The 22041-nt window shown below is 59.8% G+C and carries 21 protein-coding genes; 12 read left to right on the forward strand and 9 right to left on the reverse strand.

Annotated features, from left to right (window positions below; all coding sequences use genetic code 11):
- The first annotated feature begins 159 nt into the window (after window positions 1–159).
- The 4 genes from ATO10_RS00685 (at window position 160) to ATO10_RS00700 (ending at window position 4040) form a co-directional block, all read left to right on the forward strand.
- The gene (locus ATO10_RS00685) at window positions 160–1407 is read left to right on the forward strand and encodes an efflux RND transporter periplasmic adaptor subunit (protein ID WP_238323320.1); all 1248 of its coding nucleotides are present in this window, start codon (window positions 160–162) and stop codon (window positions 1405–1407) included.
- Complete coding sequence (locus ATO10_RS00690) at window positions 1407–2117, forward strand: ABC transporter ATP-binding protein (protein WP_035246776.1); 711 nt, start codon at window positions 1407–1409, stop codon at window positions 2115–2117. The genes ATO10_RS00685 and ATO10_RS00690 overlap by 1 nt, the downstream gene beginning before the upstream one ends.
- Window positions 2117–3322 (forward strand): ABC transporter permease, encoded by a 1206-nt coding sequence (locus ATO10_RS00695; protein WP_035246778.1) that lies wholly within the window; start codon window positions 2117–2119, stop codon window positions 3320–3322. The genes ATO10_RS00690 and ATO10_RS00695 overlap by 1 nt, the downstream gene beginning before the upstream one ends.
- Window positions 3323–3650: 328 nt before the next feature.
- Complete coding sequence (locus ATO10_RS00700; RefSeq protein ID WP_035246780.1) at window positions 3651–4040, forward strand: hypothetical protein; 390 nt, start codon at window positions 3651–3653, stop codon at window positions 4038–4040.
- Between the two features lie 54 nt (window positions 4041–4094).
- Here the strand turns inward: ATO10_RS00700 and infC are convergent, their stop codons facing one another.
- On the reverse strand, window positions 4095–4670 hold the full coding sequence (gene infC, locus ATO10_RS00705; RefSeq protein WP_474775242.1) for a translation initiation factor IF-3: 576 nt from the start codon (window positions 4668–4670) through the stop codon (window positions 4095–4097).
- Window positions 4671–4836: 166 nt separating this feature from the next.
- Between infC and ATO10_RS00710 the strand changes: the two genes are divergently transcribed.
- Window positions 4837–5571, forward strand: coding sequence for a hypothetical protein (locus tag ATO10_RS00710; RefSeq protein WP_035246786.1), 735 nt, complete (start codon window positions 4837–4839; stop codon window positions 5569–5571).
- 69 nt (window positions 5572–5640) lie between these two features.
- On the opposite strand, the gene ATO10_RS00715 is transcribed toward ATO10_RS00710, so the two are convergent.
- Complete coding sequence (locus ATO10_RS00715; protein ID WP_035246789.1) at window positions 5641–6471, reverse strand: ferredoxin--NADP reductase; 831 nt, start codon at window positions 6469–6471, stop codon at window positions 5641–5643.
- A gap of 186 nt (window positions 6472–6657) precedes the next feature.
- On the opposite strand from ATO10_RS00715, the gene ATO10_RS00720 reads away from it, so the two are divergent.
- From ATO10_RS00720 to ATO10_RS00745, 6 genes are all read left to right on the forward strand, one after another.
- Window positions 6658–7119 (forward strand): Lrp/AsnC family transcriptional regulator, encoded by a 462-nt coding sequence (locus ATO10_RS00720; protein ID WP_035246791.1) that lies wholly within the window; start codon window positions 6658–6660, stop codon window positions 7117–7119.
- Window positions 7120–7176: 57 nt separating this feature from the next.
- Entirely contained in the window at window positions 7177–8964 is a 1788-nt protein-coding gene (locus tag ATO10_RS00725; RefSeq protein ID WP_035246794.1) for a sensor histidine kinase, read from the forward strand.
- The gene (locus tag ATO10_RS00730; protein WP_035246796.1) at window positions 8961–10190 is read left to right on the forward strand and encodes a sigma-54-dependent transcriptional regulator; all 1230 of its coding nucleotides are present in this window, start codon (window positions 8961–8963) and stop codon (window positions 10188–10190) included. Before ATO10_RS00725 ends, ATO10_RS00730 begins: the two co-directional genes overlap by 4 nt.
- 246 nt (window positions 10191–10436) lie before the next feature.
- On the forward strand, window positions 10437–11444 hold the full coding sequence (locus ATO10_RS00735) for a TRAP transporter substrate-binding protein (protein ID WP_035246799.1): 1008 nt from the start codon (window positions 10437–10439) through the stop codon (window positions 11442–11444).
- Between the two features lie 80 nt (window positions 11445–11524).
- Entirely contained in the window at window positions 11525–12259 is a 735-nt protein-coding gene (locus tag ATO10_RS00740) for a TRAP transporter small permease (RefSeq protein WP_035246802.1), read from the forward strand.
- A gap of 3 nt (window positions 12260–12262) precedes the next feature.
- Window positions 12263–13660, forward strand: a complete 1398-nt coding sequence (locus ATO10_RS00745) for a TRAP transporter large permease (RefSeq protein ID WP_035246805.1) — start codon at window positions 12263–12265, stop codon at window positions 13658–13660.
- A 106-nt stretch (window positions 13661–13766) separates the two neighbouring features.
- On the opposite strand, the gene tpiA is transcribed toward ATO10_RS00745, so the two are convergent.
- The 4 genes from tpiA to ATO10_RS00765 form a co-directional block, all read right to left on the reverse strand.
- Window positions 13767–14513: a triose-phosphate isomerase gene (gene tpiA / locus ATO10_RS00750; RefSeq protein ID WP_035246807.1), complete on the reverse strand. Its 747-nt coding sequence runs from the start codon at window positions 14511–14513 to the stop codon at window positions 13767–13769.
- A gap of 103 nt (window positions 14514–14616) precedes the next feature.
- Entirely contained in the window at window positions 14617–14967 is a 351-nt protein-coding gene (locus ATO10_RS00755) for a HesB/IscA family protein (protein WP_035246811.1), read from the reverse strand.
- Between the two features lie 61 nt (window positions 14968–15028).
- A complete protein-coding gene (locus ATO10_RS00760; RefSeq protein WP_035246813.1) occupies window positions 15029–15391 on the reverse strand; it encodes an SUF system Fe-S cluster assembly protein in 363 nt (120 codons plus the stop codon).
- A gap of 129 nt (window positions 15392–15520) precedes the next feature.
- A complete protein-coding gene (locus ATO10_RS00765) occupies window positions 15521–17347 on the reverse strand; it encodes a pentapeptide repeat-containing protein (protein WP_035246815.1) in 1827 nt (608 codons plus the stop codon).
- A 90-nt stretch (window positions 17348–17437) separates the two neighbouring features.
- Here ATO10_RS00765 and tgt point away from each other — a divergent pair, with 90 nt between their 5' ends.
- Window positions 17438–18562, forward strand: coding sequence for a tRNA guanosine(34) transglycosylase Tgt (gene tgt / locus ATO10_RS00770; RefSeq protein ID WP_035246816.1), 1125 nt, complete (start codon window positions 17438–17440; stop codon window positions 18560–18562).
- Between the two features lie 72 nt (window positions 18563–18634).
- Here the strand turns inward: tgt and ATO10_RS00775 are convergent, their stop codons facing one another.
- The 3 genes from ATO10_RS00775 to ATO10_RS15820 form a co-directional block, all read right to left on the reverse strand.
- Window positions 18635–19249 (reverse strand): hypothetical protein, encoded by a 615-nt coding sequence (locus ATO10_RS00775; RefSeq protein WP_035246818.1) that lies wholly within the window; start codon window positions 19247–19249, stop codon window positions 18635–18637.
- A 292-nt stretch (window positions 19250–19541) separates the two neighbouring features.
- The gene (rsgA, locus tag ATO10_RS00780; protein ID WP_035246820.1) at window positions 19542–20603 is read right to left on the reverse strand and encodes a ribosome small subunit-dependent GTPase A; all 1062 of its coding nucleotides are present in this window, start codon (window positions 20601–20603) and stop codon (window positions 19542–19544) included.
- A 203-nt stretch (window positions 20604–20806) separates the two neighbouring features.
- Window positions 20807–21811, reverse strand: a complete 1005-nt coding sequence (locus ATO10_RS15820; protein WP_051597869.1) for a Hint domain-containing protein — start codon at window positions 21809–21811, stop codon at window positions 20807–20809.
- Between the last annotated feature and the right edge of the window lie 230 nt (window positions 21812–22041).

Here is a 22041-nt window from a genome sequence, read left to right on the forward strand (position 1 = left end):
TTTGCGTGCGCATCACGCGTTTACGCGGCGGAATGGGGCATAAATGCCCGTGCTTGATCCCGATCAAGGTAAAATTGTGCCAACCAGTGTCCAAAAGGTTAAAACTGAACCACCTGGTTCATGTTTTTAACGGATTTCTCATTGGCAGCGGAGCTGGATATGGGACGTAAAACAGACATTGAAGAGACACTGAAACTGGGCCAGCACAAGCCTGCGATCCCGGTCTGGTTGAAATGGGGCGCGATCGCGGCGCTTGCAGTTGCAGCATTGTGGTTTGCCATCGGTGCCGGCGGTTCTGATGGCAAGGTTGACTACCTGACCGAAGCCTCGAAAACCGGGGATCTGACGGTGCTGGTGTCCGCAACAGGAACGATTGAGCCGACCAATCTGGTCGAGATTTCCTCCGAACTGTCGGGCACCGTGGCCACGGTGGAGGTCGACTATAATGACACGGTTGAGGTGGGGCAGGTGCTGGCGCGGTTGGATGTAACCAAACTGCAAGCCACGCGCGATGTACAGGAGGCCGCGTTGATCGCCGCCGAAGCCCGTCTGGAACAGGCGCAGGTCACCCTGCATGAAACCGCAGACAATTACACCTCGGCCGAGGAGCTGGAATCGCGTGGGGTCACGTCGCATCTGTCCTTTATCGCGGTGCGCGCCGCCTATGAGCGCGCCGCGGCCAATGTGCAGATTGCGGATGCAGACCGGGCGTTGGCGCAGGCCAATCTGGACCTGATCGATGCCGATCTGGCCAAGGCGGTGATTACATCGCCCATTCGTGGGATCATTCTGGAACGCGAAGTGGATGCCGGGCAGATTGTGGCCTCGGCCCTGTCCGCGCCCACGCTTTTCACTATTGCCGAGGATTTGGCCAGCATGGAGTTGCGCGTGGACATTGACGAGGCCGATATTGGCTTGGTCGCCACCGGCAACGTGGCGACGTTTACCGTCGATGCCTATGACGATGACGTTTTTCCGGCCACTATCTCGCAGATCCGTTTCGCCCCCGAAGAGACCTCGGGCGTGGTGACCTATAAGGCGATCCTGACCATCGACAATACTGACCTGCGGCTGCGCCCGGGCATGACTGCCAGCGCGGATATCACCGTACGCGAATTGTCGGATGTTCTTTTGGTGCCCAATGCTGCGTTGCGCTATGCCCCGCCTCTGACGCCCGAAGACGGCGGCGAGAGCGGCAGCGGTTTGTTGGGCCTGATCATGCCCGGTCCGCCCAGCGGCGCGATGCCAGACTCTGGGGCGGGGGCCTCGGTCTGGGTTTTGCGTGACGATGCGCCAGTCGAAGTGCCGGTTGAGGTCGGCCTGAGCGATGGCAGTTGGACCCAGCTGACGGGCGGAGAGTTGTCTGCGGGGGACGCGGTGATCACCGAACAGACCGAGGGCAAGTAATGGCACAGGGGCCGGTACAGGTGGAGTTGCGGGGTATTTCCAAGGTCTACGGCCACGGGGCGGCAGCGGTGCATGCGCTGAGCGATGTGGACCTGACCATTGAGACCGGGGATTTTGTCGCCATCATGGGGCCGTCTGGCTCGGGTAAATCCACCGCGATGAACATGATCGGCTGTTTGGACACGCCCAGCAGCGGCGACTACCTGTTTGAAGGCGTGCATGTGGCGGCGCTGGACGCGGATCAGCGCGCATTGCTTCGGCGCAATTATCTGGGCTTCGTGTTTCAGGGCTTCAACCTGCTGGCGCGGACCTCGGCGCTGGAGAATGTCGAACTGCCGCTGATCTACAAAGGGCTTGGTCGTGCCGAACGTCGTGCGCTTGCGCTTGAGGCTCTGCACAAGGTCGGCCTTGAGGACCGTTGGAGCCACGACCCATCAGAGCTGTCAGGCGGGCAACAACAGCGCGTTGCCATTGCCCGTGCACTGGCGGGCAAGCCGGATGTGTTGTTGGCGGATGAACCCACGGGGAACCTCGATAGTGCGCGCTCGACCGAGATCATGGAGTTGCTGACCGCGCTTAACCGTGAAGATGGCATCACCATCGTCATGGTCACGCATGAAGATGATATGGCTGCCTTTGCCAACCGGATTGTGAACTTCATCGACGGGCGGATCGCCACTGATATTCGCAATGAAAAAGGGGCCGCGTGATGCTTTGGGAAACCCTTCGCCTTGCCGTACAGGCGATTTTTCGCAATACGATGCGGTCTTTCCTGACCGTGCTTGGGATTGTGATCGGTGTGGCCGCGGTGATCGCGATGGTCACCGTGGGGCAGGGGTCTCAGGAAAAGGTAACGCAGGATGTTGAAAGCCTTGGCTCGAATGCGCTGATGGTGATGCCGGGCGCGGGCGGGATGCGCAATGGCGGGTTCACCTCGGACCGACCGTTCAAAAAAGACGATGCAGACGCGATCGAGGACCTGACAGTGGTGCGCGTGGCGGCGCCATATTCCATGTCGGCGATGGCGGTGATCTATGACGGCGAAAACCACTTTACCAGCATTATCGGCGCCAACGGGGACATGTCGGATGCGATGGAGTGGCCGGTCGAAATTGGCCGACCGTTTTCGGATGCAGAAGAACGGGGCGGGCGGGCAGTCTGCCTGATTGGCGTGACCATTCGCGAAGAACTGTTCGGGAATCGCGCGCCGGTGGGTGAAGAAATCCGGGTTAAGAACATGGCCTGCGAGGTGATCGGTATCCTCGAGGAAAAAGGCGTTTCTTCGCTGGGCGAGGATCAGGATGACATCGTGGTCATCCCCTTGTTGACGTATCAGCGCCGTATCGCGGGCAATGATGACGTCGCATTGATCTATCTGTCGGTGCGTGATGGCGTATCCATGGAACGCGCCACGCAGGATATCGAGGCACTGCTGCGCGACCGGCGTCGCATCTCCAGCGGCGAGGAGGACGATTTCAGCGTGATGGACATGGCGCAGCTGGCCTCGATTCTGACCGGGATCACTGCCGTGCTTGCGGGGCTGTTGTCTTCGGTGGCTGCGGTCAGTCTTTTGGTCGGCGGTATCGGGATCATGAACATCATGCTGGTGTCCGTAACCGAGCGCACGCGTGAAATCGGCATTCGTCTGGCCGTGGGGGCCACGGCGGGGCAGGTGCTGTTGCAGTTTCTGGTCGAAGCCATGGTGTTGTCGCTGCTGGGTGGGGCGCTGGGCATTCTGCTGGGGCTGTCGCTGGCGGCATTTGCGGCGCATTTGATGGCGATTCCATTCTCGCCGGACCTGTTCATCGTGGTGCTGGCCTTCGGATTTTCGGCCGGCGTTGGCGTGATTTTCGGGTTTTTCCCGGCCCGCCGCGCCGCGCGCATGGACCCAATCGAGGCCTTGCGCCACCAGTGAACAGTTTGTCGCAGGCAAACATATGGTTTCGTGAATGAATTTTGATCTGGATCAAGGTTGAATCCGGGCTGCAAACATACATCTAGGCCATAGCTTGCCACGGCGCTTTGCGTCGTCCCGGACAGCAAGCTTTCCTGATCGGCGTCTTTTCCCAGCGCCGTGGGTTGCAAGGGGGGCCTCCCTCCCCCAAGCACAAATCAAGGCGCTGCGGGCCTCCCTTCCGCAGCGCCTTAAATTTTGCCCAAAGCCCAGCACCAGTCACACGTGAATGTGAGTTCCCCAAACCTGTGCGCCTGCTAGCCTGCACAGGCGCAAGACAGGGGTCGCTATGTTTCTTGATATTTTCCGCAGTTTTCTGCGCTTGCCGCTGTGGGTTCAGATTTGGGTGGCGGTCGTTTTGGCTCCGATCAATCTGGCCGCTTTGGCGTTTCTGGATGCCCCGGGCGGGGTGTGGATCGCCGTGTTGTCGATTGGCGGAATGCTTCCGAACGTCGCGATCATGATCAAAGAGAGGGGCCTGTCCAAAGCGATGTCCTTCCCGCATCTGGTGATCTGGGTGCCGCTGGTCGTTCTGGTGGCCTTCAAAGTGACCACGCAGGACCTGCCGGCCGGGTTCGCGACCTATCTTTGGGCCTTGTTGATTATTGACCTTGTGTCGCTCGGGTTCGATTTTCCAGACGCCTATAAATGGTGGCGTGGAGATCGCGACATCGCCTGAAACCAAAAAGCCCCCGCACAGGGCGAGGGCTTTGGAAGTGCTTGATGACAGAGCTTACTTGGGAAGCGGGCCGATCATCATGATCATCTGGCGGCCTTCCATCTTGGGCATGTTTTCGACCTTGCCGTGCTCTTTGATGTCTTCTGCGACGCGTTCCAGCAGTTCACGACCCAGGTTCAGGTGCGCCATTTCGCGGCCACGGAACCGCAGAGTGACCTTCACCTTGTCGCCGTTATCAAGGAACTTGAAGACATTGCGCATTTTGACGTCATAGTCGTGCTTGTCGGTGTTGGGCCGGAACTTGACCTCTTTCACCTCAATGATCTTCTGCTTTTTGCGGGCTTCGGATTCACGTTTTTGCTGTTCGTACTTGAACTTGCCGAAATCCATGATTTTGCAGACCGGCGGGGTCGCATTGGGCGAAATCTCAACCATATCCAGCCCGGCTTGTTCGGCCAGCTGCATCCCGCGTTCCGGCGTCACAACGCCGACATTCTCGCCTTCGGCTCCGATAAGCCGGATTTCAGGAGCCCGGATGCGTCCGTTGACGCGGGGGCCGGTGTCGCGCGTAGGAGGCGCGTTATGAGGTCTGCGGGCTATGACTGAGTTCCTTCTGTGGTTTAGCCTGATTGGCCCGGAAAATAGACCTCTCCCCCCGTTCTTTCAACCCGCATTCGACATCGGCCGTTCGTTGCCTTGATTGCGCAAACAGGGGAATGCGGCGTGACTTTCCCCTAACATCTGGTCATGAAAGCTCACAGGTTCGTTACGGACCTGTTCAAGGAAGGAAGTCATAATGAAAAATACTGTGATCACCGTTGCAATCCTGGCCGCTCTCGGCATCGGGGGCTATGTGTGGTACTCGGGTCAGCAGGCTATGGAAGCCCCGGCAGAAGATGCTCAGGCGGCATCCGAGGCTGCTGTTGAAGCCCCCAGCGCCCTGGAAGAAGCCGCTGATGCGGTAGGTGCCGCAGCTGAGTCGGCCACTGATGTGGTTGAAGAAGCTGCTGAAGCTGCCAGCGAAGCCGCCGAAGAGGCCGTGGAAGCCGCGACCGAAACCGCTGAAGAGGCAACCGACGCCGCGGCCGACGCAGTTGAAACTGCGACCGACGCCGTGACCGAGACCGCCGAAGAGGCAATGGACACAGCGACCGAGGCCGCCTCGGACGCAGTAGAAGCCGCTGAAGGTGCCATGCAAGAGGCAACTGACGCCGCAAGCGACGCTGTCGAGGGCGCCACCGATGCTGCGACCGAAGCCGCGGATGCTGCGACCGAAGCTGCAACCGACGCCACAGAGGCTGCGACCGAAACCGCAACCGAGGCTGCGGACGCCGCTGCGGATGCGATGTCGCCGATGGATGTGTTGACCAAAGACGGATTTGACGCCGACAAGATCATCGAAATGATTGACGGCTCTGGTCTGACCGAGGCGCGCAAAGAGCTGTTGAAAACCGCCGTCACCAATGCCGCGGACAACCCGGTCCTGATGGAACAGGCGCTGACCCGCGTGAAAGCTGCTTTGGGCATGTAAGCCCCCCAGCTTTGCAGACAAGAAAGCCCCGCTTGGTTCAGGCGGGGCTTTTTCTTTGGCCCGCTGGCTTTAATCCAGAAACGCTTTTTCCACCACGTATTGGGCGGGTTTTGAGTTGGCGCCCTCTTCCAGTCCGGCGGCCTCGAACAGGTCTTTGAGTTCCAGGTTGAACGCCAGGTTGCCGCAGATCATCGCGCGGTCGGTGTCGGGGTTCAGCGGTGGCACGCCAAGGTCTTCGTACAGTTCGCCCGAGCGCATCAGGTCGGTGATGCGGCCCATTTTGGGGCTCTCCTCGCGGGTCGTGGTCGGATAATAGCGGATCTTGTCGGCAAAGCCTTCGCCCATCAGTTCCGCCAGCATTTCATCCTGTTTGATGCTTTCGATCAGCTCAGCGCCATAGGTCAGCTCACCGACCTCGCGGCAGGTGTGGGTGATGATGACCTCGTCATAATCCTCATAGGTTTGCGGCTCGCGCAGCAGGCTGGCAAAGGGCGCAAAGCCGGTGCCGGTGGCAAAGAACCACAGGCGTTTGCCGGGCAGCAGCGCGTCATGCACCAGCGTGCCGACGGGCTTGGGGCGCAGGATGATTTCATCGCCCACCTTGATGTGCTGCAGCTTGCTGGTCAGCGGGCCGTCGGGCACCTTGATCGAGTAGAACTCCAGCTCCTCGTCCCAGCTGGGCGAGGCGATGGAATAGGCGCGCAGCAGCGGCTTTTGCTTGCCGGTTTCGGGGTGCGGATCGCCCATCAGGCCGATCATCACGAACTCACCCGACCGAAACCGCAAACTGGCCGGGCGGGTGCAGCGGAAGCTGAACAAACGGTCGGTGTAATGGGTCACCTCGGTGACGGTCTGCGCGTCGGGGAGGTGGGGCTTGGCTGGGGCAGAAGTATCGGTCAATTCAAAAGTCCGGCAGTTGAAAGATGGCGCGTTTTAACAGCTTTCTAAAGCGCTGAGGACGCGGCGAAAAGTCCTCGTGGTGTGGTATGCGAACGGGGTCGCGTCGCTTTTTCTGGCAGCTAGAATATTTTTCCTCTAAGAGAAGTATTGCCACCATATACAGGAAGATTATCCCACGGAGCAGCCATGGCCGCCAAATTGGACAAAATTGACCGCAAAATTCTTGAGCAACTGCAGCGTGATGCCAGCCAATCGTTGGACGTGATCGCGCGCGAGGTGGGCTCTTCAAAGACGCCGGTCTGGAACCGCATCCGCAAAATGCGCGAAACCGGTGTGATCAAGGGGGAAACCGTGCTGGTGGACCCCGAGGCGCTGGGGCTGGAGGCCTGTTTCTTTGTGCTGATCCGCACTTCAGAGCATGATGCGGATTGGCAGTTGAAGTTTCTGGAGACCCTGCGCGCGCGCCCTGAGGTGCTGGAAGCGCATCGTCTGGCGGGGGATATCGACTATATCCTGAAGGTGCTTGTGCCCAATGCCCGCGCCTATGACCAGTTCTATCAGGCGCTGATCGAAGAGGTGAAAATTCACAACGTTACCGCGCTTTTGTCGATGGAAGAGATCAAAGCCACCACCCAGCTGCCGATCTAGGGCTGGCCATCGGGGCAGGGTGTTTTTACCATAACCCCCTGTCAACCGGACTTGCGCATGACCCGTTTCGCCGCCACTGCCACGATGTTTTTGATGCTGGCCCTCGCTATTGCAGGGGGGACGTGGTGGTTTGGCTATCGAGCGGCGCTGGGGCAGTTGGCGGCGCGCGGGCAATCGAACCTTTCTCTGGCTGCCGACCGTTTGCTGGGCGAATTGCAGCAATATCGCGAACTGGCGGTGCTGATGGCGAACCGACCTGATATTGTCGCAGCCTTGGAAGGGCGTATTCCGCTGTCAGAGATAGAGCCGGTATTGCTGTCAACGGGCGACATGACCGGCACGCTGGAGCTGCGGCTGGTGGGGGCGGATGGGACAGTTTTGGCCAGTTCTGGGGCCAAACCCTATGGAACCCGACGCGACAACCCCGCCTATAAACGCGCGATGCAAGGTGCGTTGGGCTCGCATCATGCCCGTATTGACACAATCGCCGGGCGCGCAATCACCTTCTCTGCCCCGGTTTTTGGCAGCTTTCCGGGCCCCATTGGCGTGCTTGAGGTCGATGTGAACGTCTGGGCGGTCGAGGCCGAATGGCTGGCTGATCCGCAGGCGGTCTATTTCACTGATGCGTTGGGGGTGATCTTTATTTCCAACCGGGCCGAGCTGTTGTTCAACACCACCCAAGCCGTGTCGGATGGGGTGGGGCTGCGCCAGCATGGCTATGATCTTGGGCCGATGCGGGCGTTGCCAGTTGCCAGTACGGCGCGTCACGCCGGGCTGGACGTGTGGATGCTGAACGCCGGTCCCTATCTGCCGGCGGGGGCCTTGCATCTGGTGCAGTACCTGCCGGTGATCGACATGACCGGAGAGCTGTTGCTGGACATCGCCCCGGCGCAACGGATCGCGACCTTGCAGGCGGCCGTCGCGGCGGCCTTGTCCTTGATCGTCGGCAGCACCTTGCTGTTGTTGCTGCAACGCCGGCAGGCGTTGTCAGAAAGATTGATGCTGGAAGAGCACGCTAATGCGCAGCTGGAACGCCGCGTAGCAAAGCGCACGGCCGAGCTTTCGGCCACCAACCTTGCCCTGCGCCGCGAAGTGGCCGAGCGCGAAGAGGCCGAAGCCGCGTTGAAACAAGCGCAGGCCGATCTGGTGCAGGCGGGTAAATTAAGCGCGCTGGGGCAGATGTCTGCAGGGATCAGCCACGAGCTGAACCAGCCTCTGATGGCGATCCAGAGCTTTGCCGAGAATGGTCAGAAATTCATGACGCGCGGCAATGCCGACAAGGCGGGCGACAACCTTGGCCGGATCGCACAGATGGCGGCGCGTATGGCGCGGATCATCAAGAACCTGCGTGCCTTTGCCCGCAATGAATCCGAACCGATGGGCAAGATTGATCTGGTGGCGGTGATTGATCAGGCGGTGGAACTGACCGAAACCCGGTTGCGCAATGAACAGGTGGCGCTGTCGTGGCACCCTCCCGATGATCCGGTGTTTGCCCTTGGGGGCGAGGTACGTTTGAGTCAGGTCTTTGTGAACCTGATCAACAACGCCGCAGACGCGATGACCGGACTTAGCGACAAACGCATCGAAATCGCCGTTCAAGCGGGCCCGACACTCAGCGTGACCGTCCGGGACACGGGGCCGGGGATTGATCAGCCCGACAAAATTTTTGATCCGTTCTATACCACCAAAGAGGTCGGCAGTTCCGAAGGGATGGGGCTGGGCCTTTCCATTTCCTACGGGCTGGTCCAAAGCTTTGGCGGCAATATTCGCGGCACCAACGCCCCAAAAGGCGGAGCGGTCTTCACCGTGGACCTGGAATACTGGCACGAGGAACAAGTGGCATGAGCAATGCACCCGTTTTGGTGGTGGATGATGATCCGGTGGTACGCGAGGCGCTAAGCCAGACGCTGGAGTTGGAAGATATTGCTGTGATCGCGACGGGCTCGTTTATCGAGGCCAAAGATCATATCTCGGCTGACTTTCCGGGCGTGATTTTGTCAGATATGCGCATGCCCGGTCGGGATGGGTTCTATCTTTTGGACTACTCCCACGGGCTGGATGCGGAATTGCCGGTGATTTTGCTGACGGGGGAAGGCGACATTCCGATGGCGGTCAAAGCCATGGGGAAGGGGGCCTTTGGCTTTCTCGAAAAACCCTGTGCGCCTGCTGATCTGACCGCCGTGATCACCCGCGCCCAAAAGACGCGCGACATGGTGCTGGAGAACCGACGCCTGAAAGCGCAGCTTGAAACCGGTGATGCGGCGGCGCGCATGCTGTTTGGCGAAAGCACGCTGGCCGAAGAGTTGCGCGGTCGGGTGCGCGCCGTCTCGCGTGCGGGGGCCGAAGTGTTGGTGACCGGCGCGCCGGGCTCGGGCACCTCTAAAGTCGCAGAGGTGATCCATCTGCTGTCGGACGTGTCGATGCACAGTTTCGAAAAGCTTTCGGCGGCCTCGGCAACTCCGCAGGACCTTGCCGATGCGATGGCCCGTGCAGAGGGCGGAACGTTGTTCATTGATGGGGTGGCGTCGCTGTCTGACGCGGCGCAATTCGCATTGATCGAAATGCTGGACGAAGGCGCGGGGGCACGGGTGATTGCCGGCACTTACAAGGATATTGATGCGCTGGTGCAGGGTGGGGCGTTCAATACGGATCTGTTCTATAAGCTGGACGTAATGCGTGTGCGTATCCCGGCCCTGTCGCAGCGCCCCGAAGATATCCCCATCCTGTTTCGCCACTACGTTGCGATTGCCTGCGAACAGGCCGCGCTGCCGCAGCCCGAGATCACGCCTGATGTGATTGCGCGCCTGATGGCGCAGGACTGGCCCGGCAACGCCCGCGCGCTGATGAATGCGGCGATGCGTTTCGCCATGGGCCTGTCAGAGACGACCGAAGACACCGAAGAAGCCGGGCTTAGCGAAAAGATGGCGCGCGTCGAACGCTCGTTGCTTATTGATGCACTGCGGCGTGCGCAGGGCAACGCAACCGAGGCGTCCAAAGCGCTGAAATTGCCGCGCAAGACTTTCTATGATCGGCTGGCTCGTCACGAGATTCGCCCCGAGTTGTACCGATAGCCAAGCTGTGCGGATTTTCGCACAGTCGCCGGTAACAGCTGTGTGAATTTTCGCCCACTTGTCAGGCCCGCGCCAAGACGGATTTGCGATATCTTGCTGTAACCGTATGAAAAAACTTAAATAAATAGAGCATTTTGGGAAGCGACACGTTTTTCTTGAGCAACCCCGCCTGCCTCGCTTTTCTAGATGGGCAGGGGGATTACACCCCGCAAACATAACGAACACCGTTATCTGGGAGGATAGCTTATGAAATTCGCAAAGTTCGCGGTCGCCGCGGCCGCTCTGTCGATTGCTGCTGGTGCTGCACATGCAGAAGGCGCTTGTGACGAGGGTGAGATCGTCATCAAGTTCAGCCACGTGACCAACACCGACAAGCACCCCAAGGGGATCGCCGCCTCGCTGCTGGAAAAGCGCGTGAACGAGGAAATGAACGGCAAGGCCTGTATTGAAGTCTTCCCGAACTCGACCCTCTACAACGATAACCAGGTTCTTGAAGCCATGCTTCAGGGTGACGTGCAGATGGCCGCCCCGTCGCTGTCGAAGTTCGAGCAGTTCACCAAGCAGTTCCGCCTGTTCGACCTGCCCTTCATGTTCGCCAACATTGATGCAGTAGACGAGTTTCAGAACTCGGACGCTGGTCAGGCGATGAAGCAGTCGATGACCCGCCGGGGTCTGCTGGGTCTTGAGTTCTGGCATAACGGCATGAAGCAGTTCTCGGCCAACAAGCCGCTGATCGACCCGTCGGATGCCACCGACCTGAAATTCCGCGTGCAAACCTCGGACGTGCTGGTTGCGCAGATGAAAGCACTGGGTGCCTCGCCCCAACCCATGGCCTTCTCGGAAGTCTATGGCGCGCTGCAAACCGGCGTTGTGGACGGTCAGGAAAACACCTGGTCCAACATCTATGGCAAGAAGTTCTTCGAAGTGCAGGACGGCATCACCGAAACCAACCACGGCATCATCGACTATATGGTCGTGACCTCGGTGGATTTCTGGGACGGTCTGCCCGACGACGTGCGGGACCAGCTGACCACCATTCTGCGTGAAGTCACCGAAACCCGTAACGCTGAAGCCTTTGCCGTGAACGAAGCTGCAAAACAGTCGGTGATCGACGCGGGTTCGACCGTGCGTCAGCTGACCGCCGAGCAGCGTCAGGCATGGGTCGACGCGATGAAGCCGGTTTGGGCCGAGTTTGAATCTGATGTCGGCGCTGACAACATCGCTGCCGCACAGCAGATCAACGCAGGCTACTAATCCGATCCAATCGGGCAGGACGGCCCGGGGCAGGCGCAAAGTGTCCCGGGCCGTTTGTCATTCTTAGAAGGGGGAACGGCATGAACAGCCAGATACACAACCCGCCGAAATCCGGGTTTGGCCGGTTTGTCGATAATGTCGAAGAAACGCTCATCGCACTGACACTTGGCCTGATGGCCCTGCTGACATTTGCCAACGTTGTGGTGCGCTATGTGTTTAACTCTGCGGTTGGGAAAGGCTTTGAAAACCTGACCGGGCTGTCACTGCCGACTGAAATCCTTTGGGGGCTTGAGGTCACGCTGGTGCTGTTTGCCTGGTTGGTTCTGTTTGGCATTTCCTACGGGTTCAAACATGCCTCTCACCTTGGGGTCGATGCGATCCTGAACATGCTCGATAAGAAACCGCGCAAGGTTCTGGTGATCGTCTCGGCGTTGATCTGCATGGTCTATGCCCTGCTGCTGATGAAAGGCGCCTGGGATTATTGGGCCCCGTTTGCCGGTTTTGAGGCCACCGAGGGCCGTTGGTTCCCCACCGGGTTCAATGAGCGCACCCGCGATCAGGGCTGGTACGAGACCGAGCAAATCCCGATCCCGTTCCTGCAAGGCTGGCTCGAGAACACGTTCAACCTGGGCGAAGAATACGAAAAAATGCCGCGCCTTGTGCCCTATGTGATGTTGCCCGTCGGGGCAGCGCTGCTGGTGCTGCGCATTGGACAGGCACTCTGGCGCCTTGTCACAGGCCGTCAGGAAAGCCTGATCGCCAGCCACGAAGCCGAAGACGCGGTCGAAGAAGCCGCCGCTCAGAACGAGGGTTAAACGATGGATGTTGTCTTTCTCTTTGCCATGGTGATTGGCATGCTGCTGATCGGGGTGCCGATCGCAGTGTCGCTGGGCCTTAGCTCGATGGTTTTTCTGCTGATTTACTCGGACAGCTCTTTGGCGTCAGTCGCGCAGTCGCTTTATCAGGCGATGGCGGGCCACTATACGCTGCTGGCGATCCCGTTCTTCATTCTGGCATCAAGCTTCATGTCGACGGGCGGGGTGGCGAAACGGATCATCCGCTTCTCGATTGCCTGTGTGGGCCACATGCGCGGCGGTCTGGCGATTGCAGGTGTCTTTGCCTGTATGCTGTTTGCCGCCCTGTCGGGGAGCTCTCCGGCAACTGTTGTGGCCATCGGGACAATCGTAATCGCGGCGATGAAACAGGTGGGCTATTCCAAGGAATTCGCCGCTGGTGTGATCTGTAACGCAGGTACGCTGGGCATTCTGATCCCGCCGTCGATTGTGATGGTGGTCTATGCCTCGGCGGTTGAAGTGTCCGTGGGCCGGATGTTCCTGGCCGGGGTGATCCCGGGCCTGATGGCCGGTGTCATGTTGATGATCGCGATCTACGTGATGGCGCGGATCAAGAACATGCCCAAGGGCGAATGGGCCGGTTGGGGTGAGATCACCTCGTCCTTTGCCGACGCCTTCTGGGGCTTGATGCTGATCGTCATCATCATGGTGGGTATCTACGGTGTACCCGGCATCACCGGTGCGATCTTTACGCCGACAGAAGCCGCTGCCGTGGCCTCGGTCTATGCGTTCATCATTGCCAGCTTTGTCTATCGCGATATGGGGCCGCTTGCCCCGGCCCAAGAGGACGGTCGCCCAACGCCGCTGTTCAAAAAGCCGCTTGCGCTGGTCACGGCCCTGTTCCACCGCGACACCAAGCACACGCTGCTTGAGGCCGGTAAACTGACCATCATGCTGATGTTCATCATCGCCAACGCGTTGATCCTGAAGCATGTTTTGACCGACGAACAAATCCCGCAGCAGATCGCCAGTGCGATGCTCAGCGCCGGTTTTGGCAAGATCATGTTCCTGGTCATGGTCAACGTGATCCTGCTGATCGGGGGCCAGTTCATGGAACCCTCGGGCCTGCTGGTGATTGTTGCGCCGCTGGTCTTCCCCATCGCTATTGAGCTGGGCGTGGATCCGATCCACCTGGGTATCATCATGGTGGTGAACATGGAGATCGGGATGATCACCCCACCGGTTGGTCTGAACCTGTTCGTCACCTCGGGTGTGGCCGGTATGCCGATGATGCGGGTCGTGAAAGCCGCGTTGCCCTTCCTGGCTGTACTGTTCGTCTTCCTGCTGATGGTGACCTACATCCCATGGATTTCGACCTATCTGCCGAATTCGATCATGGGGCCAGAGATCATAACCAAGTAACCGTTGTTAAGCGGCGCGCCGCCCCTGACGGGGCGGCGCAAGTTTATAAGTTAAAAAGGCCGCCCCTTGGGGCGGCCTTTGCATTGGTGCGACTGTTGTGGCCGGGTCAGGCGTTTTCGAGTGCCGTGATGATGCCGGTGAAGTCAGCTGCTTTCAGCGAGGCCCCGCCAACCAGCGCGCCATCCACGTTGGACGTGGCAAAAATTTCAGAAGCATTGCCGGGTTTGACTGAGCCGCCATAGAGCAAGGCGATGTCATCGGCCGCAGAGCCAAAGCGATCGGCCAGTGTTTTGCGCATGAAATCATGGGCTTCGGCGATTTGCTCCAGCGTGGGGACGCGGCCAGTGCCGATGGCCCAGACGGGTTCATAGGCAACGACGACCGTGTTTCCGTCGATCCCGTCGGGCAGGGACCCGGCGAGTTGGGTCCCGAGAACATCCAGGGTGGTGCCCGCATCGCGCTCGGCCTCGGTCTCGCCGATGCAGACGACAGCGATCAGCCCGGCATCCAGCGCAGCCTGTGTTTTGGCTTGAACGATTGCATCGGTTTCACCATGGTCGGTACGGCGTTCAGAGTGACCCAGAATGACATAGCTGCCGCCGGCGTCTTTGACCATCTCAGCCGAGATATCACCCGTATGCGCGCCCGAATTATGAGCGTGGCAATCCTGAGCTCCGGTGGCAATGGCGCTGTCTTTTGTGGCGTCTGAAAGGCGCGACAAAAGCGTTGCGGGCGGGCAGATCAGGATGTCGACGGACGGGTCGGGGTGCGCTTTATGAAGCGCGTCAATCTCTGCCAGTTGGGCAGTGGTTCCGTTCATTTTCCAATTGCCGGCGGCAAGCTTGTTGGCCATCGTGATCTCCCAAAATGTTTGGAGCACTTAGCCTTATTGCTTAGGGGGAAGGCAAGGGAGGAGCGTCACTTTGCGGCGATTTCACGCGATTTGGTGATGTGAATTACATCTCTGCGAATTTGATAGACTCGCCGCAGCCGCAGGCTTCGACCACGTTGGGGTTGCGGAATTTGAAGCCGCTTTCCAGCAAAGAGGTCTCATAGTCGATCTCGGTGCCGAACATGAACATCTGCGCCATGGGGGCGATCATCACGCGGGCGCCGTCTTGTTCTACCACCAGATCCTGGGGGTCGACGTCCTGCACATACTCCATGGTGTATTCCATCCCGGCGCAGCCGCCTTTCTTGACGCCGATCCGCAAGCCTGCAGAGCCACCTTTTTCCATCAGGCGGGTGATCTGCGCGATGGCAGCGGGGGTAATGGAGACCGGGTTTTCGCCGGGGATGTTGAACATGGTGCACCCTTTATTGATGCAATGAAATTAAGGGTTTGGACCCTTGTTTTCAAGTTTGGGGTTACATGAAACCCAATTCAAGACGGGCCTCATCAGACATCATGTCCATGCCCCATGGGGGTTCCCAGACCAGCGCGACGTCGACCTGTTTGACTCCGGGCAGAGGCTCAATCGCTTCGGCGACCCAGCCGGGCATTTCACCGGCGACGGGGCAACCGGGCGCTGTCAGGGTCATCAGCACCCGAACCTCATTTTCGTCATTTATTTCAATGGTATAGATCAGGCCCAGATCGTAGATGTTGACCGGAATTTCCGGATCAAACACGGTGCGGCAGCCTTCGATCACGGCATCGAAAAGCGGGTGCTCCACGGAGGACGGTTTGATGAGGGGCGCGCCCTCGAGCTGTTGGCCTGTGTCGGTCATGGGGGTCTCTTTGGATAACTTACCAAAGATATAAGGAATGGGAGGGCCGAGGTAAAGCGCCGCCCATGTTTTAACGAATGTTTGAAAGTTTGGCGGGGCGCAGGGGCCGAGGTTTAAAGGTTTAAAGTGCTATTTGGACGCCGCATCGGGCATCAGGCCGAATTTCCATTCGCAGCCTTCGGGGGGTGGGATCGGGGTGACATCGCGCCATTCGGGAGGGGCGGTGGCGGTAAACGACCATCCAATATTGGGATCATTTGTTTCGAGCCAGCCGCGCCAGCGGCCATAGAATTGCTGATCGGAAAGCGGTTCGTTTACCCATTGGCAAGGATTGCCCATGGCGGCGCGGAAGCCATCGGGCAGGGTGACAGTGCCATCAAGGAAGCTGTTGCGCCAATCGGTTACGGTATCGAAATAGGCGCCACTGAGATCGACAAACCTGAGGGCGCTACCATCACCTATGCTCGCACTCAGGTTGATGTCGATTGAGATGATCGGTCTCTCGGCGCTTCCGGTCAATAGGGCGTAGTAAAGCTTCACCCCCTGCATTTTCGCCTCGCGGAGGTCCGCCCTCTGCATCTGCGCCTCGCTGAGTATCGCGCCTTGCATTTTCGCGTCGCGGAGGTCCGCCCTCTGCATCTGCGCCTCGCTGAGTATCGCGACTTGCATTTTCGCCTCGCGGAGGTCCGCCCCCTGCATGTTTGCCTTGCGGAGGTCCGCATCATTCATCTCCGCCTCGAGGAGCACCGCGCCTTGCATCTGCGCTGATCCGAGGTCCGTGTCCTGCATCATCGCCTTGCGGAGGTTCGCGCCCTGCATCTGCGCCCGGCTGAGTTCCGTACCCTGCATCTGAGCGTTGTTCAGGTCTATGCCCGCCAGGAAGCTGTCAGTCAGGTTGGCCTGACGCAGATCGGGTTTGGCATGGCCGGGGTTGTGCCATTTGGGTTTGGGCAGGGCGGCGAGGCGGGCTTGCCAGCGGGTTTGCCATTCGGCGTCGAAGGCCTCTTGGGTGTCACCCTCCAATATGCAGGGCGTGATGGCTTTGCGCTTGCAATAGTTTACCCGGAACTCGTCCATCTGGATGTCATGGGGCAGCCAATCCTCGGGTTTTCGAACGATCTCAGCCCCTACCAGATAGATTGGGGCGAGGTGGGCGAATGGGTCGAGCAGGGGGTAGGGGGATTGCCAGTCGTCCGCGACTTTTTCACCCGGCCGGGGCAGCCATGGGGCGGGCTCAGTCGTGCGCCAGTAGCTGGGGAAGGCCAGAAGGGGGGCGCAGAGGAAGAAGGTGGCGGTGGCGATGTAGGCGGGGCGGGGGGATCGGTTGTGGGCGACCCGGCGCCACAGGGTGCCGAGACTGCTGATGGCGGTTGCGATCATGGCGAGCCACATCAGCGCGGTGAGGCCGGTCATCCAGAGGTCGCGGGCCGTGGCAGATATCCACCAGGCGTAGCCGACGACCACCAGGCCAAAGCCCCAGGCCAGGGCGATGTTGACGAGGGCTGAGATGCCCTCAAGCGCGCGCTCTCCGCTGCTGCCGTCGCGGCGCACAAGGTTGCGCAGCCACAGGGCGGCGTCGAGCAGCAGCCAGACCGGGGTGGCATCGGACAGGGGCGCGCCTTTGATGCGGGCGGGGGCGGTGGCAAGGGCGCTCCAGAGCCGCAGCAGGTAGAGGTGGAAGTAGATATAGCTGGCGGCGGCCAGGACCGGCGCGGCGTAGAAGAAGAACCTTGTGGGGACGGAAACGCCGACGACGGGCAGGGTGGTTTGTTCGTCAATGCCGTAGAAGTCGATATGTTCGAACCCCAGCAGGGTGACGCCCACGAACAGCAGCACCGCGACCAGCCCGGCCCAGCTGGCGCGGGCGTTGCGGGTGATGGCGTTGATGCGCTCGACCGGGTCGAGGCCTTGAGGGCGGTTGTGCGCGCGGCGCAGGGCGATTTTCTGTTTGGTCATCGGGAAATCAATGGGTTTTAAAGCAGCTTGGCGTGGGGGGCGTGAAAACTCAAGCCTTGTGGCGAGGGCGCGATTGGCGCAAATGGGGGTATGGAGATTTCATTTGATCTGAAGGCCACCGATGGCCGTGCCCGCACGGGCGTGATCCGCACGCCGCGTGGGGATATTCGGACGCCGGCGTTTATGCCGGTGGGGACGGCGGCGACCGTGAAGGCGATGATGCCGGAAAGCGTGCGCGAGACGGGTGCCGATATTTTGCTGGGCAACACTTATCATCTGATGCTGCGCCCCACCGCCGAGCGGATTGATCGCCTTGGTGGGTTGCACAAGTTCATGAACTGGGACCGGCCCATTCTGACGGACAGTGGCGGGTTTCAGGTGATGTCGTTGGCCGGGTTGCGCAAGCTGACCGAGGAAGGTGTGAAGTTCACCAGCCATGTGGATGGCTCCAAACACATGCTGAGCCCCGAGCGATCGATGGAGATCCAGAAGCTGTTGGGCAGTGACATTGTCATGTGTTTTGACGAATGCCCGGCACTGCCTGCGGATCGGGACACGATTGCGCGCTCGATGGAGTTGTCGATGCGCTGGGCGAAGCGGTCAAAAGAGGCGTTTGGTGAGCGGCCCGGGCATGCGCTGTTTGGCATTATGCAGGGCGGGTTGGAGCGTGATTTGCGCGAGGTCAGCGCGCAGAAGCTGCGCGAGATTGGCTTTCATGGTTATGCGATTGGCGGGTTGGCCGTGGGCGAGGGGCAACAGGCGATGTTCGCGTGTCTGGACTATGCGCCCGGATTTCTGCCCGAGGACAAGCCGCGTTACCTGATGGGGGTGGGCAAGCCCGATGACATCGTGGGCGCGGTGAAACGCGGCGTGGATATGATGGATTGCGTCTTGCCCAGCCGGTCGGGGCGGACGGGGCAGGCGTTCACGCGGCGCGGGGTGGTGAACATCAAGAATGCGCGCCACATAGATGATCCGCGCCCGTTGGATGAGGATTGCACCTGTCCGACCTGTCGGAACTATTCGCGGGCCTATCTGAGCCATGTGTATCGCTCGAACGAGATGATCAGCGCGATGCTGCTGACCTGGCACAACCTGCATTATTTTCAGGAGATCATGCAGGGGATGCGGGCGGCGATTGCTGGCGGGACGTTTGACGCGTGGGAGGCGGATTTCCATGCGGGCCGCGCGGATGGAGATATCGCGCCGTTGTGAGGACGGGGGCGGCGCTCTTGCTGTGCAAGTCGCCCCGCCCGCCGTCCCAAAGTGGGCGGCTGTTGGCACGCGCTAGCTGGTCGGGCAGCCTTGATAATCGCTGTACATCTTCTCTATCGACTTTTGAAAGAGCGGGTTTTGGCTGGAAAGAAAGCGCCATCTTTCGTGGTCTTCGCGCAAGGCGCAGCGCGTGCGACAGTCTTGGAAAATCTCCAGCACAACGCAGCTGTCGCCGTGGCTGGAAAACCATTTGAACGGGTTTGGGTCAGGCTGGGCCGTGTCGAAGGACATCCATCGTTTCCATTCCAGATCAATGCCGCAGGCTTTGGCATAGCTGCTTGCGCCGAAGGCATCGTATTTTGACGGAAAGGCGCTTTCACCCGTGCTTTCGGTGAAGGTGCGCCCGTTGCGGTCTGACTTGAGGAGTGTGGCTTTGATATTGTCGAACTGGAAGATCAGCTGATCGGGTTGATCTTCGATGGTTTCGACCTTGGTACAGGTCTTTTTCCACATGTCGATCGCATAGATACTGTAGCCGCCTTCCTCCATGCCAAGAAGGGCCTGGACGAATGTGTCACGTGCGAATTCGGGCCAGGTTTCTGCCAGCGTTGCTGTGGGCAGCAATGCGGTGAGGGCGAGGACGCGCCAGGTGAGGGCTTTGGGGAATGGGGGAAAGAGACGACGCAAGGTTTGCTCCTGTTTGCGTGGTAAAATGCCATGGTTGAATTTGCCGCGGCTGAGGGGCTTGAATTGAGGCCTTGCCGCCTAATCGAGGGTGCATATGAATGCCAGGGGCGCAACATGTACGAGGCTGAGGCGTTTGGAATCCGTTGTGTTTTATGGGGCGTGCACAATAACTGACCCGTCAGCGCGCGCAGGTGGGGGCGCGCCCTTGCGAGACGGGGTTGTGAGACGGGGTTGTGAGACGGGGACGGCGCTCTTGCTGCGCAAGTCGCCCCGCCCGCCGTCCCGTTTTGGTTTAGCGTTTCTTTTTGTGTTTCATCGCGCCTTTGACCATTTTGCCGAAAGCGCGGTCATCGGCGCGGCGTTGGTGCAGGGCCTTGGCGTTGAACGCATCTTCGCTGCGCAGCTTTTGCCAGCGGTCCACGCGGGATTGATCAATCTGTCCGGCCTCCACGGCGGCTTTGACGGCGCAGCCCGGTTCGGATTCATGCGCGCAGTTGCGGAATTTGCAGCTTTGGGCCAGTTCCGCCAGATCGGCGAAGACCTCATCAATGCCGGCCGCCACGTCGGACATTTGCAGCTCGCGCATGCCCGGCGTGTCGATCAGCCAGCCGCCGCCTTCTAGCGGGAGCATTTCGCGATGCGAGGTGGTGTGGCGGCCCTTGGCGTCATCTTCGCGGATGTCGCCGGTTTTCATGGTCGCATCGCCGCGCAGGCTGTTGGCGATGGTCGATTTGCCCACCCCGGAGGAGCCCACCAGCGCCACGGTTTCCCCGCGTCCGCACCAGGGGCGCAGGCGGGTGATGTCATCGGCGTCTTTGGCGTTCAGCACCTCGACCAGCACGCCGGGTTGCATGTCCAGCACCTGGTCGCGGTAGCCGTCGGGATCGGCGGCCTGGTCGGATTTGGTGAGGACGATGACCGGGGTGACCTCGGCCTCGTAGGCCAGGGCGAGGTAGCGTTCCAGCCGGGCCAGGTTGAAGTCCTGATTGCAGGAGCTGACGATGAACAGCGTATCGACATTGGCGGCGATCAGCTGTTCGCGCCGATCATGCCCCGGGGCGCGGCGTTTAAACAGGCTGAGCCGTTCCAGCAGGCTGGGCTGGTGGGTGTCGGGGTCAAGGACCAGCCAGTCGCCCACGGTCATACCTTCGAGCGGGATGCAGGTGGTGGGCCCGTCAGCGGTGATCAGGGACAGGCTGCTGCGGTGCACGGCGGTGACGCGGGCCGGGATGTGGCCGGGGTAATCGGCCAGCTGGCGGGTGAAGTGCGGTTTGAGGCCCATATCTGCCAGACGCGTGGCGGGGGGTTCAGGGGCGGGTTTGTTCAGAAAGTCAGGAATGGTCCTGCGGGTCATGGTGGAAGTCTTCCAGCAAAGGGGGGGGCGCACGGGGCGGCAGAGTCATGTGGTTGTGCAGAGGGGGCCCGCGAACGCGGGGCCGGGTTGGGTGTATCTGCTTTGGGCCGGTGTTTTTGGGCCCGCATGACTCAGGTCATAAAATCTCCATTCCTGAGGCCCGATGATAGGGCGTCAGGCAGCACGATGCAATCTGGGATGGATCAGGCGTTTGCCTGTTGTGTCAGAAGGGGCGCTTCGAAGGATTTAACCGAGTAATAGGAGTCTGCGCGCGCACACACCTTTTGGCGCAGGGCGCGCGGGATCTGGGCATAGAAATCCAGCCGGGTGTCGGATTCCATCGCGCCGATGGCGTGGACCGAGGGTTGATAGCTTTCGGTGACCATCCCGTTTGAAATCAACATGTCATGCTGGTCGCACAGCAGGTGGTAATAGGTGACGCCTTGGGCCGGGCAGGTCTGTTCGGAAAGTGCGCCCAGCAGATACTTGGCGGGCACCAGCACCGTGTCTGTACCGAAATGCATGGCGTTCTGGCTGTCTGTGATCAACACCCGGTGTTGTGGTGAAACCAGCAGGTCGCGATTGGGAATGTTGTGGCCCATACAGCCCTTGGCAAAACGGACGGGGCGCAGGGCAGGGGTGATGGCCAGCTCGGCCCCCGATATGTGACGTTTCGCAACCCAGCGCAGGGGCACCAATCGCCCGTCATGGGTGCGCAGCTGATCGCCGATACGCAGGTCCTGAACCGCGACTTCGCCGGTTGCGGTGGCAATCCGGGTATCCTGCGCGAAACAGACAAGGATGTTTGAGGTTTCGTCGTAATCCGTCAGCGCATGGGCCCCATTGGGGAAATCTTCCATGGTTGCGGCGGATACGCTGCCATCCGGCAGAAAGAACAGGCGGTCGCCTTCCTCGGTGGTGATGATGATCACCTGTTCGCCGCGCAGGTCTTCTCCGTTTACATCCGACAGCTTGTTGGTCGAGGGCAGGTTGCCGGAGAATTCCAGTGTGAATTCCATCTCGACGCCGTCGATCAGCACCATCGTGTCGGGATCAGGGTTGCCATTGTTATAGTCCAGCACCAGATCGCCGGTGTCGGTGGTGAACTGGATCGACACAACGGGCTGTTGGTTGGTGTTTTCGGCGTTCAGATAGGCGTTGCCGGCATTGGGGGCGTCGCCGCGGCCATAATAGACTTCGCTTTCCATGGTTTTCGTGCCTCAATAAGCGATCTGGATGGCCCGCAGGCCTGCTCGGGTAAACTGGCTTTTCGCCTTCTATTTGGGTCTTAAACTAGCTTTTATGCAACCGGGTGTCACGCGCCATGCGCGGCAAGGCAATGGAACGGCGAATTTTGGTGCAGTTTCGATAGGATTGAACACTTTCTTCACCGGATTGGGGCGATAACTTGGCTTGCCCATGTTGCGCGAAGCGGGCA

This window comes from Actibacterium atlanticum (assembly GCF_000671395.1).
Taxonomy (GTDB): domain Bacteria; phylum Pseudomonadota; class Alphaproteobacteria; order Rhodobacterales; family Rhodobacteraceae; genus Actibacterium_D; species Actibacterium_D atlanticum.

Coding starts and splice junctions, on each gene's coding strand:
- ATO10_RS00685 (WP_238323320.1), top strand. CDS start 160: ATGGGACGTAAAACAGACATTGAAGAGACACTGAAACTGGGCCAGCAC.
- ATO10_RS00690 (WP_035246776.1), top strand. CDS start 1,407: ATGGCACAGGGGCCGGTACAGGTGGAGTTGCGGGGTATTTCCAAGGTC.
- ATO10_RS00695 (WP_035246778.1), top strand. CDS start 2,117: ATGCTTTGGGAAACCCTTCGCCTTGCCGTACAGGCGATTTTTCGCAAT.
- ATO10_RS00700 (WP_035246780.1), top strand. CDS start 3,651: ATGTTTCTTGATATTTTCCGCAGTTTTCTGCGCTTGCCGCTGTGGGTT.
- ATO10_RS00710 (WP_035246786.1), top strand. CDS start 4,837: ATGAAAAATACTGTGATCACCGTTGCAATCCTGGCCGCTCTCGGCATC.
- ATO10_RS00720 (WP_035246791.1), top strand. CDS start 6,658: ATGGCCGCCAAATTGGACAAAATTGACCGCAAAATTCTTGAGCAACTG.
- ATO10_RS00725 (WP_035246794.1), top strand. CDS start 7,177: ATGACCCGTTTCGCCGCCACTGCCACGATGTTTTTGATGCTGGCCCTC.
- ATO10_RS00730 (WP_035246796.1), top strand. CDS start 8,961: ATGAGCAATGCACCCGTTTTGGTGGTGGATGATGATCCGGTGGTACGC.
- ATO10_RS00735 (WP_035246799.1), top strand. CDS start 10,437: ATGAAATTCGCAAAGTTCGCGGTCGCCGCGGCCGCTCTGTCGATTGCT.
- ATO10_RS00740 (WP_035246802.1), top strand. CDS start 11,525: ATGAACAGCCAGATACACAACCCGCCGAAATCCGGGTTTGGCCGGTTT.
- ATO10_RS00745 (WP_035246805.1), top strand. CDS start 12,263: ATGGATGTTGTCTTTCTCTTTGCCATGGTGATTGGCATGCTGCTGATC.
- tpiA (WP_035246807.1), bottom strand. CDS start 14,513: ATGGCCAACAAGCTTGCCGCCGGCAATTGGAAAATGAACGGAACCACT.
- ATO10_RS00755 (WP_035246811.1), bottom strand. CDS start 14,967: ATGTTCAACATCCCCGGCGAAAACCCGGTCTCCATTACCCCCGCTGCC.
- ATO10_RS00760 (WP_035246813.1), bottom strand. CDS start 15,391: ATGACCGACACAGGCCAACAGCTCGAGGGCGCGCCCCTCATCAAACCG.
- ATO10_RS00765 (WP_035246815.1), bottom strand. CDS start 17,347: ATGACCAAACAGAAAATCGCCCTGCGCCGCGCGCACAACCGCCCTCAA.
- tgt (WP_035246816.1), top strand. CDS start 17,438: ATGGAGATTTCATTTGATCTGAAGGCCACCGATGGCCGTGCCCGCACG.
- rsgA (WP_035246820.1), bottom strand. CDS start 20,603: ATGACCCGCAGGACCATTCCTGACTTTCTGAACAAACCCGCCCCTGAA.
- ATO10_RS15820 (WP_051597869.1), bottom strand. CDS start 21,811: ATGGAAAGCGAAGTCTATTATGGCCGCGGCGACGCCCCCAATGCCGGC.